Origin of the sequence: Pseudogemmobacter blasticus (assembly GCF_003071405.1) — a bacterium.
Lineage (GTDB): Bacteria > Pseudomonadota > Alphaproteobacteria > Rhodobacterales > Rhodobacteraceae > Pseudogemmobacter > Pseudogemmobacter blasticus.
The window spans coordinates 3,138,810-3,151,468 of the sequence record NZ_CP020470.1 but is presented as its reverse complement, the minus strand read 5'-3'; the positions used below and the strand labels follow the sequence as shown (position 1 = coordinate 3,151,468).

Genomic DNA, 12,659 nt, shown 5'->3' with positions numbered 1-12,659 from the left:
GTCAGAACAGGCTGCCCTGCCCGCTGCCGCTACCGCCATCGCCCCGGTCCTTGGTCCGCTTCGCGGGCTGCGGCGGGGCGGCTTGCGGCGGGGGCGGCGTGGCCCCGGCGGGCGCCACGGGCAGACGGCCATCGGCGAATTCGATCTCCAGCGCGGGGCGGCCCTCGGCCTCGGCCCGACGGGTGAGGACATGGCCGCCGGCGCGCACCACGGCAAAGCCGCGTTTCAGCGTTTCGGCATAGCCCAGCGTCAGGCGGGTGCGGTCCACCGCCTCAAGCCGCCGCGCCAGATCGGCCAGCCGCCGCGCCGGCGCCGCGTCCAGCCGCTGCGCCAGCCCGTCCAGCCGCGCCCGGCCGTCAGCCCCCTTGCGGCCCGCATCCGCCAGCATCCGGTGCAGGGCCGGCGCCAGCCGCGACGCCCATTTGTCCAGCCCCAGATGCGCCAGCTCCAGACGCCGCGCCAGCCGGGACGCCAGCGCCTCGGCCCGCTTGTCCAGCCCGTCGCGCCGCCGCGCCACCAGCCCCAGCAGCAGATCGGGGCGCATCCGGCCCGCCCGCGCGTCGAAGGCGCCGCGCTTGCGCGCCACCATCAGCCCCAGCGCCCCCGACAACCGCCCCGAGGCCATGTCCAGCCGCTGCGCCGCGCCCCCCGTCAGCGCATCCAGCCGGGGCAGACCGCGCGACAGGTCGGACAGGCGCAGACGCCGCCGCTCCATCCCGCCGGCCAGCGCCCGGCTGAGCCGGGCCGTCAGCCCGTCCACCGCCGCAACCATTTCCAGCCGCACCGGCACCGCCAGCTCCGCCGCCGCCGTGGGCGTGGGCGCACGCAGGTCGGCGGCAAAGTCGATCAGGGTGGTGTCCGTCTCATGCCCCACGGCACTGATCAGCGGAATCCGGCTGGCCGCCGCCGCCCGCACCACGATTTCCTCGTTGAAGCCCCACAGATCCTCAAGCGACCCGCCACCGCGCGCCACGATGAGGACATCCGGCCGCGGCACCGGCCCGTCGGCCGGCATTGCGTTGAAGCCGCGGATCGCCGCCGCCACCTCGGCTGCGCATTTCTCGCCCTGAACGGCCACCGGCCAGATCAGCACATGCCGGGGAAAGCGGTCGCGCAGCCGGTGAAGGATGTCGCGGATGACCGCCCCGCTGGGGGATGTGACCACGCCGATCACCCCCGGCAGGAACGGGATGGGCTTTTTCCGCGCGGGGTCGAACAGCCCCTCGGCCCCCAGCGCGGCCTTGCGCTTTTCCAGCATCGCCATCAGGGCCCCCGCCCCTGCCGGCGCCACATCCTCGACGATGAGCTGATATTTCGACTGGCCCGGGAAGGTGGTCATCCGGCCGGTGGCGATGACCTCCATCCCCTCTTCCGGCCGCACCTGCATTTTCGCGACCTGGCCCTTCCAGCTTATGGCCGCAATGACCGCCCGGTCATCCTTGAGGTCGAAATACAGATGCCCCGAGGCCGGCCGGCTGACCCGCCCCACCTCGCCCCGCACCCGGACAAGGCCGAACTCGCCCTCGATCACGCGCTTCACCGCGCCCGACAGTTCGGACACGGTGTATTCGGGCTGATTGCCGGGGGCAGGCGGGGGCGCGGGGTCTTCAAAGAGGTCCATGCCCTGTTCATGCCCGCAGGGCGCCCATATGGCAACCTCCCGCCTTGGTCCGACCGGGGCCTCCGGCGGGGATATTTGCATTCTGAAAGAAGCCCCCTCTTTCAGAATGAAAATATCCCGGGGGAGTCCGAAGGACGGGGGCAGCGCCCCCTCGCGGCTTGCCACAATGCTGCGGCCGACCTATGAGGCGACAAACAGTCGGAGACCGCCATGAACATCCTCATCCTTGGGTCCGGTGGGCGCGAACATGCTTTGGCCTGGGCGGTCAAGCAGAACCCGAAATGCGACCGGCTGATCGTGGCCCCCGGCAATGCGGGCATCGCGCAACTGGCCGAGACCGCTTCGCTTGACATCCTGGACGGCACGGCGGTCGTGGCCTTCTGCGAAGAGAACGCGGTTGATTTCGTGATCGTCGGCCCCGAGGCGCCGCTGGCCGCCGGCGTGGCCGATGCCACGCGCGCCGCCGGCATCCTGACCTTCGGCCCTTCGGCCGCCGCCGCCCGGCTTGAGGCGTCGAAAGCCTTCACCAAGGAAATCTGCGACGCCTGCGGTGCCCCCACCGCCGGCTATGCCCGTTTCACCGAAGCCGCCGCCGCCCGTGCCCATGTTCAGGCCCAGGGCGCGCCCATCGTGATCAAGGCCGATGGCCTGGCCGCGGGCAAGGGCGTCATCGTGGCGATGACCGTGACCGAGGCGCTGGCGGCGGTGGACGACATGTTCGGCGGCGAATTCGGCGCGGCCGGGGCCGAGGTGGTGATCGAGGAATTCATGGCCGGCGAAGAGGCCAGCTTCTTCATCCTGTCGGATGGCGTGAACGCCCTACCCATTGGCACCGCGCAGGATCACAAGCGGGTGGGGGATGGCGACACCGGCCCCAACACCGGCGGCATGGGCGCCTATTCCCCCGCCCCGGTGCTGACCGAAGCCCTGCAAAAGCAGGCGATGGACCAGATCGTCCTGCCCACCATCCGAGAAATGGCCCGCCGGGGCACGCCCTATCAGGGCGTCCTTTACGCCGGGCTGATGATCGAGGACGGTCGTGCCCGGCTGGTGGAATACAACTGCCGCTTCGGCGACCCCGAAACGCAGGTGCTGATGATGCGCCTTGGCGCGCAGGCGCTGGATCTGCTGCTGGCCTGCGCCGAAGGCCGGCTGGCCGAGGCCCGCGTCAACTGGGCCGAGGACCACGCGCTGACCGTGGTCATGGCGGCGAAGGGCTATCCCGGCGCCTATGCCAAGGGATCGGTCATCCACGGGCTGCGCCGCCTGCCCGAAGACAGCCGGCATATGGCCTTTCACGCCGGCACCGCCGAGCGCGACGGGCAGATCGTGGCCAACGGCGGCCGCGTGCTGAACATCACCGCCCGGGGCGACACGCTGGCCGAGGCGCGCAACCGCGCCTATGCGATGATCGACCACCTCGACTGGCCCGAGGGTTTCTGCCGGTCCGACATCGGCTGGCGCGCGCTCTGACCGGCCGGCTCAGCCGGGCCGGTCCAGTTCCCGCACCTCGCGGACGAAAGCATAGTCCTTGTAGCCCAGCCGCGCGACCGGCACGAAGGCGGTGACATCGAACCGCCCGCCACGCAGGCAATCGTCGCGCAGATGCACGCCGGTGACCCGGCCGATCACCATATGGTTGGCCCCGGGCAGTTCGACATGCCGTTCGACCACACATTCCAGCGTGGCCGGCGCATCGGCCACCCGGGGGCAGTCGATCGTTTCACATTCGGCCTTGGCCACCCCGGCCAGGGCGAATTCGTCCACCTCGGGCGCCACCCGGGCCGAGGTGGCGTTCATCGCGCTCCAGGCGGCCTCGGCCACGATGTTGACGGCAAAGACGCCCGCGGCGCGGGCATTGCCGATACTGTCGCGCGCATCGCCCGCGAACATCACCAGCGGCGGATCATCGCCCACGGCGTTGAAAAAGGAATAGGGCGCCAGATTGTCGCCAACCCCCTTCATCCGCGTGGAAATCCAGCCGATGGGCCGTGGGCTGACCACCGCCTTGAACGGGTTGTGGGCCAGACCGTGACCCTGATCCGGGCGATAGAACATGGCACCCCCTTCGTGCATTTGCCCCTGACACAATCGCATGTTACGGGGCGATGCCAGCAGATTCGACCCCGCCGAACAGAAGGACGCCACCGCCTTGGCCTACCGGCTTGCAGAGGAAACCGAAGCCGACTGGTGGGAAGTCGAGGCGCTCTACGACCTCTGCTTCGCGCCGGGGCGAACCGCGCTGTCCTCTTACCGGCTGCGCGATGGGGTGCCGACCGTCGCCCCCCTGTGCCTGACCCTGCGCGACGATGACGGCACCCTTGCCGGCGCCATCCGCTACTGGCCCGCACTGGTGGGCGAAGAAGACATCCTGCTGCTGGGCCCGGTCGCCGTGCACCCCACCCGGCAGGGCGAAGGGCTGGGCGGGCTTCTCATCAACGAAAGCCTGGCCGAAGCGCGCCGGCTGGGCTGGGAACGGGTGCTGCTGGTGGGCGACGCCCCCTATTATTCGCGCTTCGGCTTCCGCAAGCTGGAGGGCGTCGAGATGCCGCCCCCCACCAACCCCGACCGGGTTCTGGGGTTCGAGCTCAAGGCCGGCGCCTGGAACGGCATCACCGGCAAGGTTGCCCGCGCCACCTGATCCTTGCGCCGCCGTCTTGCGCGGGCGCGCGGCACCCCCATATGCTTGCGCATGGACCAGACCCTGCCCGCCCTGCCGGTTTTGCTGCCCCCCGACCCCGAGACCGAGATCGCCGATCTCGCCCGGCGCTGGAAACGCGCGAACGGGCCGGTGATGGCGCTGGTCAACCGCTTTGGCGGCGCGGTCGAAGGGCAGTTCGCCCTGCGGCCCGCCGCCCTGCGCGCCCGGATCGAGGAGATCACCGCCCGCGCGCTGGAAACCTCTTACGGCCTGTCGGCGGGCGGCAGCCGCCTGCCCGACCCCAAGGGCCGCGCCACGCTGGCCGCGGCCATGGTCACCGGCGCGGCGGGCGGCGCGGGCGGCATCGCCACGGCGCTGGCCGAACTGCCTCTGACCATCACCGTCATCCTTCATGCCATCCGGCGCGAGGCGGTGGCCGCCGGCTATGACCCCGACGATCCCTGGATCAAGGCCGAGGCGCTGCGCAGCTTCGGGTCCGGCAGCCCTGTGGCCGCCGACGACGGGATCGACACAAGTTTCCTGTCCGCCCGGCTGACGCTGACCGGCCCCGCGCTGCAAAAGCTGATCGCCACCGTCGCCCCGAAACTGGCCGCCGCACTGGGGCAGAAGCTGGCCGCGCAAGCGGTGCCGGTGCTGGGGGCAATCTCGGGCGCCGCGCTGAATGCGGCGTTCCTCAGCTATTACCGCGAAACCGCCGCCATCCGCTTTGCCCTGCTGCGGCTGGCCGAACAGCATGGCGCAGAGCCGGTGCTGACGGCCTTCGAGAAGGCCACCGCCGCGCCCCGCATCACCCGGAACTAGACGGCGCGACCGCAAGCGGCCTGGGGCTTTGCCTCCGGCGGGGATATTTCAAGACAGATGAAAGCAAAGCCGGTCTTTGCCCCTTCAACTCGGTCCAAATACCCCGGGGGTGCGGGGGCGGCGCCCCCGCTTGCCCGGCCTCCGCCCCCGGATCAGCCGGTCTGCCGCGCCAGCCAGTCCAGCAGGGCGGGCCTTGCGGTTTCGGCCCCGTTGGCGCGGGCGGTGTCGATCACCGCCTTCGCCTCGGCCAGGTTCACCCGCCGGATCAGCGCCTTGACCGGCCCGATCGAGGCCGGCCGCATTGACAGCGTGCGGAAGCCCAGCGCCGCCAGCGCCACCGCTTCCACCGGGCGCCCGGCATCTTCCCCGCAGAAGGACAGCGGCGTTCCCGTTTCGGCCGCCCGGGCGACGATGCCTTCCAGGAAGCCCAGGAAGCTCAGGTTCAGCGTGTCATAGCGCCGTCGCACCCGTTCATTCTCGCGGTCGGCGGCAAAGAAGAACTGCTTGAGGTCATTGCCCCCGACCGAGATGAAATCAGCCAGTTCGAAAAACGCCCGCGGGGCGAAGGCCAGCGAGGGCGTCTCGCACATCGCGCCGATTTCCAGCCGTTCGGGCGCGACATGGCCCAGCGACCGTTCGCGGTGCAATTCGCGCAGCACATGGCTGCGGGCCTCGGCGAATTCGGCATGTTCGGCCACGAAGGGGAACATGATCGACAGCGGCCGCCCCGCCGCCGCGCGGATCAGCGCCTGCACCTGCATCCGCAGCACGCCCGGCTTGTCCAGGCCCACCCGGATTGCGCGCCAGCCCATCGCGGGGTTCGGCTCGTCATTCGGCTTCATGTAGGTCAGCACCTTGTCCGACCCGATGTCGAGGGTGCGGAACACCACGCGCTGGCCCTGTGCGGCATCCATCACCCGCGTGTAGAGCGAGGCCAGCTCGGCCCGCTTGGGCATCTTGTTGCGGATCAGGAACTGCAACTCGGTGCGGAACAGCCCCACCCCCGCCGCGCCCGAGCTTTCAAGGCTGGGCAGATCGGCCATCAGCCCGGCGTTCATGTCCAGCCGGATGCAGGTGCCGGCGGTGTCTTCGGCGGGCAGGCCGCGCAGACTGGCATAGCGTTTCTGTGCCTCGGCCTGCATGGCGATCTTGTCGCGAAAGGCGCGGGCAACGGTTTCCTCGGGGCGCAGGTGGACGATGCCCTGATCGCCATCCACCAGGATCTGGTCGCCGTTCAGCGCCTCGGCGGTGATGCGGTCGGCATGGATGACCAGCGGAATCGCCAGCGCGCGGGCGACGATGGCGGCATGGCTGCCGACGCTGCCTTCCTGCAGCACCACGCCACGCAGCTTGCGACCGTATTCCAGCAGCTCTGCCGGGCCGATGTTGCGCGCGACAAGGACCGGGTTTTCCGGCATCTCGGCGCCGGTGTCCTTGCCCTGCCCGGTCAGGATGCGCAGCAGCCGGTTCGACAGGTCGTCCAGATCGTGCAGCCGTTCGCGCAGATATGCGTCGGCTACCTGTTCCATCCGTGTCCGGGCCGCCGACTGTTCCTTTTCCACCGCCGCCTCGGCCGACAGGCCGCGCATGATGTCTTCCTCCATCCGGCGCAGCCAGCCGCGCGAATGGGCGAACATGCGATAGGCTTCCAGAACCTGCTTCTGGTCCTTGTCCAGTTCCTCGGCGCCCAGCAGATCGTCGATCGACACCCGCAATTCGCCCACGGCGGCGCGGATGCGGTCGATCTCGGTCAGCGGATCGTCGGCCACCGGGTTGGTCACCACCACCCGCGGCTCATGCAGCCAGACCCGGCCTTCGGCGGCGCCTTCCTGGCCTTGGGTGCCGCGGAACATCACCGGCTGGCGGTGCAGCGCCTTCATCGCACCGTCATCGCCGATGAAGGCCCCCAGTTCCGTCATCTCGGCCAGCACCATGGCCACGACCTCGACGGCATAGACCTCGTCTTCCGAGAAGCCGCGCGCCTCTTTCGACTGCACGACCAGAACGCCCAGCTTTTCGCCAACGCGCTGGATCGGCACCCCCAGGAAGCTGGAGAAGATTTCCTCGCCCGTCTCGGGCATGTAGCGGAAACCCTTTTCTCCCGGCGCATCGGCCGTGTTCACCGGAACCCCGCTGCGCGCCACGCGGCCGACAAGCCCCTCGCCCAGCTTCATCCGGGTCTGGTGGACGGCTTCCTTCTTCAGCCCTTCGGTGGCGCAAAGTTCCAGCGTTTCAGGATCGCGGAACAGGTAGATCGAGCAAACCTCGGTGCCCATCGAATCGGCGATCAGGTGGGTGATGCTGTCCAGCCTGTCCTGGCCCTTGCCCGGAACCGCCAGCACGTCCCGCAGACGGCGCAGCAATTTGCGGCTCTCGCTTTCTGTGCGTTCGGGCATCGGCATGGGTCCCCCTTGCCTTCTCTATAGAAAAGCCGTGCCCCCTTGGCGAGAGGGCACCGCCGCCGCAGGGGCCCTTCCGCCGGCACACTGCCTGCGTTGCAGGCAGACGCGCGCCCTTGGGGGCGCTGCGCGAACCGTCTCAGGGCGCGGCCAATGCGGCGGCAACGGCGCGGCCGCTAAGCACCGCGCCATGGGCCGTGCCGAAGTAGCGCTCTTCACAGGCCTCGCCACAGAACCACAGGGCACCGTCCCAGTCGGGGCCCGCCAGCGCCTGCCGCTGGCCCGGCTCAACGCCAACCGCGTTGAAGCTGTAGCTGCCCAGTGTCCAGGGGTCGCGCGACCAGCGGGTGACCTGCGCCGCAACCGGCTGCGGAAAGGCGCTGCCGAACATGGCGCGCAAGGCATCATGCGCGGCGGCGGCGGTGGCCCGGTCGTCCAGCCGCTCCACCTCTTGCGCGGCATCGGCGGCGTTGAAGCCCAGCAGGACGGGCTGCCCCAGCCCGCGCGCCAGCGAAACCCATTCGGCCCAGAACCCCGGCTGCGGCCCCAGCCATTCGATCCAGTCCACATCGTCGGGCCAGGCGATCCGGTCGAAGCGCAGCCATGCCTTGTTCAGAAGGCCCATTTCCAGCCGGTCGATCGCCGCCTGCCGCGCGCTGTCCAGCGATTCGCCAAAGGTAAGGCGCCCTGACCGCAGCAGGCCCAGCGGCACCGACACGATGATGCGCCCCGCCGCGATCTCGCGTCCGTCGGCCAGCGTCACCCGGCCCGGCGCGACGGCCGCCACCGGATGCGACAGCCGGATGTCCAGCCCCCGCGCCAGATGGGCGGTGATCTGGTCATAGCCCTGCGGGAACAGCGCGTCCTCGCCGTCAAACTCGGCCCCGTCCTGGCCATGCCAGGCCGACAGGCGCTGCGCGCTGCCGCCGTATTCCTGTTCCAGCGTGGAATTGACCAGATGCTGCACCAGCCGGCGTTCCCCGGCGGGGGCGCTGGCCCAATCGGCGCTTTCGGTCACCGCCTGCCAGACCGAACGATCCGTCTCTGCCGCCTCGGCCCCGCGCAAGGCCCGGGTCAGCAATCGCTCGGCCTGCCCGAGGTCGATCTCTTCCTCCGCGCCGTCCGGCCCCAGGGTCAGCGCCGCGTCATAGCTGGTGGGCAGCAGCTTCGCCCCCGCCATGCGGGCCAGGTCTGTCAGCGGGTTGCCTTCGGTTCCGTGAATCCAGCTTGCGCCCAGGTCCATCGGCAGGTCGGGCCAGAGGCGCGAGGTGTGGATGCGCCCGCCGATGCGGTCGCGCGCTTCCAGCACCACCGTCGCGATGCCCCGCGCCCGCAGCGCCTGCGCCGCCGAAAGCCCGGCCAGACCCGCCCCGATCACCACCACCGGGGCCGCGTCGGCCCGCGCGGTTCGGGCGATCAGCGGGGCGGCCAGGGCGGTGGCAAGAACAGCTCTGCGGCGGATCATGGCGGCCTCTTACAAGGGGTCCGGGCAGGTGGGCACCGCCTTGCAGCCTTTGCGCAGGCCGGTCAGCAGCGCGGCAAGCGGATCAGAAAACTGCGTCAGGTCCGGCCGGCTGCACAGGAACGGCAGGTGATCGGCCAGATGTTCGCGCATCGGGGCTTCCCAATCCGGGCCGGTGTCCAGCGCCTGTTCGGCGGTATAGAGCAGGAAATCGACATAGGCCTCATAGGCCGCGCCATCGCGGGTGTCGCGGATGGCGCACCAGTCGGCCACGGCCAGTTCGGGCTTGTTCACGGTCAGCGCCAGGAATTCGCGATAGATCTCACGCGCGGTCTGGCCGCGCTGGATGCGGTCTGTCGCCGCCAGTTGCCACGGGATGACGATCAGCGCCAGCACGGCGGCCAGCGCCGTGATCACCGCCGGCAGCGCCCCCAGCGCCGCGGCATGTCTTGCAAGACCACCCATGCAATCACCCCCTACCCTGCGACGCGCCCGTCCCAACCGGGGCGCCGCTTACCCTGAGGTGATCGCCTGCCGCCGGGGCGCATGTCAACAGCGTCGCAGCGGCAGACTGTGGCTGTTTCAGGCCTTTTCCAGCTCGAACGCGTCGTGCAGCGCCTGCACCGCCAGTTCCATGTACTTGCGGTCAATCAGGACGGAAATCTTGATCTCGCTGGTGGCGATGACCTTGATGTTCACGTTTTCCGCCGCAAGGGCCGCGAACATCTTGGCCGCAACGCCCACCTGGCTGCGCATTCCGATGCCCACGACCGAGACCTTGGCGACATCGGTGTCGGTCAGCAGTTCGTCATACTTTACGATCCCCGCGTCCAGCGCATCCTTCATCGCCTTCTGGGCGCGGGCCACCTGGTTCACCGGCACCGAGAAGGTCATGTCGGTGACCGCCCCGGTATGGGTGCCATAGTTCTTTTCGCTGATGTTCTGGACGATCATGTCCACGTTGACACCGGCTTCGGCCAGGGGGCCGAAGATGGCGCTGGCTACACCGGGCCGGTCTTCGACGCTGACAAGGGTCATCTTGGCTTCGTCACGGCTGAAGGCCACGCCCGACACAACTTTCGATTCCATGATTTCCTCCTCGTCGCAGACCAGGGTTCCGTTGTTTTCGCTGTCATCGAAGGAAGACAGCACGCGCAGCCGCACCTTGTAGCGCATCGCCAGTTCCACGCTGCGGGTCTGCAGCACCTTGGCGCCAAGGCTGGCCAGTTCCAGCATTTCCTCAAACGCGATCTTGTCCAGCTTGCGCGCCTTGGGGCTGACGCGGGGATCGGTCGTATAGACGCCGTCCACGTCGGTATAGATGTCGCAGCGTTCCGCGCTGAAGGCGGCGGCGAAGGCCACTGCCGTGGTGTCGCTGCCGCCGCGGCCCAGCGTGGTGATGCGGCCTTCGGCCGACAGACCCTGGAACCCGGCGACCACGGCCACCTTGAAGCCTTCGGCGAACTTGGCGTCGATGTTGTCACGCGGGATGCTGATGAAGCGGGCGCTGCCATGGGCGCTGGTGGTGTTGATCGGCACCTGCCAGCCCTGCCAGCTTCGCGCCGGCACGCCCATTTCCTGCAACCGCAGCGCCATGAGGCCGGCCGTCACGTTTTCGCCGCTGGCGACGACGGCATCGTATTCGCGCGCGTCATACAGTTTCGAGGTCTGCTCGACCCAGCCCACCAGTTCATTGGTCTTGCCCGACATCGCGCTGACGATGACGATCACGTCATAGCCGCGCTCGACCTCGGCCTGCACCTTCTTTGCCGCATTCTCGATGCGCGCAAGGTCGGCCACAGAAGTGCCGCCGAATTTCATTACCAGAAGCGGCATGGAAACCCTCCCAAGGCCCGTTTCGGAAACCGCGGGCTTCCTAGCCCCCCCTGCCCCTGCACGCAAGGGCAGCCACACGCCCTGACACGGAATTCGCACCCCTCACAGCGCCCTTGCGCGCCGCCCCCCGCCATTGCCATAGTCGCGGCCACCATGACCGCCGCGCCTGCGCCCTTTGACATTGCCGCCTGCCTTGCCGACGGCCCGTCGCAGGCCGAACGCGCCTTGCTGGCCCATGCCGCCGCCGGCACGCTGTGCCAGCTTGGCACCGCCTGCCCCGACCCGGCCGATCCCGCCGCGCCCCGCATCCGTGCGGGCCTGCTGGCGCATCTGCTGTGCGGCGGATCAGAGCTTGCCCCTGTCGCGCCGCAGGGCATCCGCCTGATCGGCGCGGTGATCGAGGGGCCGCTGGTCCTGTCCTTCTGCGATACGCGCGGCGAAACCGACCTGCGGCTTTGCGCCTTTACCGAGACCATCGCCGCCCGCCGCACCCGCTTTGCCCAGCTTGTGCTGTCGGGCAGCCGGATGCCCGGTCTCAACGCCGAAGGGGCCGAGATCGCCGGATCGGCCTTCCTGCTGGGCATCATTGCCACCGGCCGGCTGTCCTTTGCCAATGCCGGGATCGGCGGCCAACTGGCGCTGCATGGCGCGCAGATCGCCGGGCTGACGGCGCAGGGCGCGCGCATCGGAGCCTCGGTCTATCTGCGGGCCACCGCGGGCACCGCCTTCGTCTCGAAGGGCGAGGTTTCGCTGTCGGGGGCCGAGATCGGCGGCCAACTGGCCTGCGACGGGGCGCGGCTGGCCAACCCCGGCGGCATTGCCCTGACGCTGCAGGCCGCGCATGTGGATGGCGATGTGATCCTGCGCGCGCAAGGCGACCTGCCGTTCCAGACCCAGGGCGAGCTGCGCCTGTCCGGCGCCCGCATCGGCGGCCAGCTTGATTTCGGCGGCGCCCGGCTGGCCAACCCCGCCGGACCCGCGCTTTCGGCCCAGCGGATGCAGGTCGAGGCCGAGTTCTTCTGGCAGAATGTCACCGTCGAGGCGGGCACCCTGCACCTGCCTTCGGCCCGGGTCGGCGATCTGGTCGATGACCTTGCCTCCTGGCCCGGGGATGGCCGCACCTATCTGGACGGCTTCACCTATGACCGCATCACCCGCGACGCGCCCACCGATGCCGACAGCCGGCTGAAATGGCTGGCCTGCGCCGCCACCAAGGACGGCCGCTTCCTGCCGCAGCCCTATGGCCAATGCGCAAGCGTGCTGCACCGCATGGGGCATGAGGCCGAGGCCCGCGCCATCATGGAGGAACAGGCCCGGCTCAAGGGCATTGCCCGCCGCAAGGCCGCGCGGCTGCGCGGTGGCAGCGGCGACCTGCTGGCCGGGTTCGACTGGCTGTGGGACAGCGCCGCGCGGGCGGTGGTCGGCTATGGCTATGCGCCGTTTCGCGCCCTGCTGTGGATCGCGGGTCTGGCTGTGCTGGCCGCCACCCTGGCCGCCGCAGCCTGGACCGAAGGCTCGATGGCGCCGAACAATGACCTGATCGTCAGTTCCGAAAGCTGGCAGCAGATCATGGCGCAGGACTGCATCCCCCGCCCCGCCCCCGGCTGCATCGCCAACCCCGCCGCCGTGTGGAACGGCACCGAAGGCGCGGGGCTGGACTGGGAAAGTTTCAACCCCATAGCCTGGGGGGTTGATGCGGTGGTGCCCGTGGTGGACATCGGCCAGACCGCCGCATGGTCACCGTCGAAAGACCGTGGCTTTTGGGGCTTCACCCTTTGGTGGGCGCGCTGGCCGCTGATCTACCTTGGCTGGCTGGTCACAGCCCTGGCCGCCGCCGCCGCCACCGGCATCATCCAGCGCACCCCGCCGGGAGGTTGA

Annotated in this window: 10 protein-coding genes; 4 read left to right on the top strand and 6 right to left on the bottom strand. The window is 69.5% G+C overall.

What is annotated here, in order from left to right; genetic code table 11:
• Position 1: 1 nt before the first annotated feature.
• Positions 2 to 1,621 carry an exodeoxyribonuclease VII large subunit gene (xseA, locus tag B6K69_RS15390; protein ID WP_108644420.1) on the bottom strand — a complete coding sequence of 540 codons (1,620 nt, stop codon included), beginning with the start codon at positions 1,619 to 1,621 and terminating at the stop codon, positions 2 to 4.
• A gap of 210 nt (positions 1,622 to 1,831) precedes the next feature.
• On the opposite strand from xseA, the gene purD reads away from it, so the two are divergent.
• Entirely contained in the window at positions 1,832 to 3,094 is a 1,263-nt protein-coding gene (purD, locus tag B6K69_RS15385) for a phosphoribosylamine--glycine ligase (protein WP_108644419.1), read from the top strand.
• A gap of 9 nt (positions 3,095 to 3,103) precedes the next feature.
• Here the strand turns inward: purD and B6K69_RS15380 are convergent, their stop codons facing one another.
• The gene (locus B6K69_RS15380; protein ID WP_108644964.1) at positions 3,104 to 3,679 is read right to left on the bottom strand and encodes a flavin reductase family protein; all 576 of its coding nucleotides are present in this window, start codon (positions 3,677 to 3,679) and stop codon (positions 3,104 to 3,106) included.
• A 37-nt stretch (positions 3,680 to 3,716) separates the two neighbouring features.
• Here B6K69_RS15380 and B6K69_RS15375 point away from each other — a divergent pair, with 37 nt between their 5' ends.
• Together B6K69_RS15375 and B6K69_RS15370 are read left to right on the top strand one after the other, a co-directional pair.
• Positions 3,717 to 4,262 carry a GNAT family N-acetyltransferase gene (locus tag B6K69_RS15375; protein ID WP_107674633.1) on the top strand — a complete coding sequence of 182 codons (546 nt, stop codon included), beginning with the start codon at positions 3,717 to 3,719 and terminating at the stop codon, positions 4,260 to 4,262.
• A 51-nt stretch (positions 4,263 to 4,313) separates the two neighbouring features.
• The gene (locus tag B6K69_RS15370; RefSeq protein WP_108644418.1) at positions 4,314 to 5,084 is read left to right on the top strand and encodes an EcsC family protein; all 771 of its coding nucleotides are present in this window, start codon (positions 4,314 to 4,316) and stop codon (positions 5,082 to 5,084) included.
• Positions 5,085 to 5,236: 152 nt separating this feature from the next.
• Here B6K69_RS15370 and ptsP read toward each other — a convergent pair whose 3' ends face one another.
• The 4 genes from ptsP to B6K69_RS15350 form a co-directional block, all read right to left on the bottom strand.
• Positions 5,237 to 7,480, bottom strand: a complete 2,244-nt coding sequence (gene ptsP, locus B6K69_RS15365) for a phosphoenolpyruvate--protein phosphotransferase (RefSeq protein ID WP_108644963.1) — start codon at positions 7,478 to 7,480, stop codon at positions 5,237 to 5,239.
• 142 nt (positions 7,481 to 7,622) lie between these two features.
• Positions 7,623 to 8,948, bottom strand: coding sequence for a flavin monoamine oxidase family protein (locus B6K69_RS15360; RefSeq protein WP_108644417.1), 1,326 nt, complete (start codon positions 8,946 to 8,948; stop codon positions 7,623 to 7,625).
• Between the two features lie 9 nt (positions 8,949 to 8,957).
• Entirely contained in the window at positions 8,958 to 9,410 is a 453-nt protein-coding gene (locus B6K69_RS15355; RefSeq protein ID WP_108644416.1) for a hypothetical protein, read from the bottom strand.
• Between the two features lie 117 nt (positions 9,411 to 9,527).
• Positions 9,528 to 10,781: an aspartate kinase gene (locus B6K69_RS15350; protein ID WP_108644415.1), complete on the bottom strand. Its 1,254-nt coding sequence runs from the start codon at positions 10,779 to 10,781 to the stop codon at positions 9,528 to 9,530.
• 153 nt (positions 10,782 to 10,934) lie between these two features.
• On the opposite strand from B6K69_RS15350, the gene B6K69_RS15345 reads away from it, so the two are divergent.
• Positions 10,935 to 12,659 carry a hypothetical protein gene (locus B6K69_RS15345; RefSeq protein ID WP_108644414.1) on the top strand — a complete coding sequence of 575 codons (1,725 nt, stop codon included), beginning with the start codon at positions 10,935 to 10,937 and terminating at the stop codon, positions 12,657 to 12,659.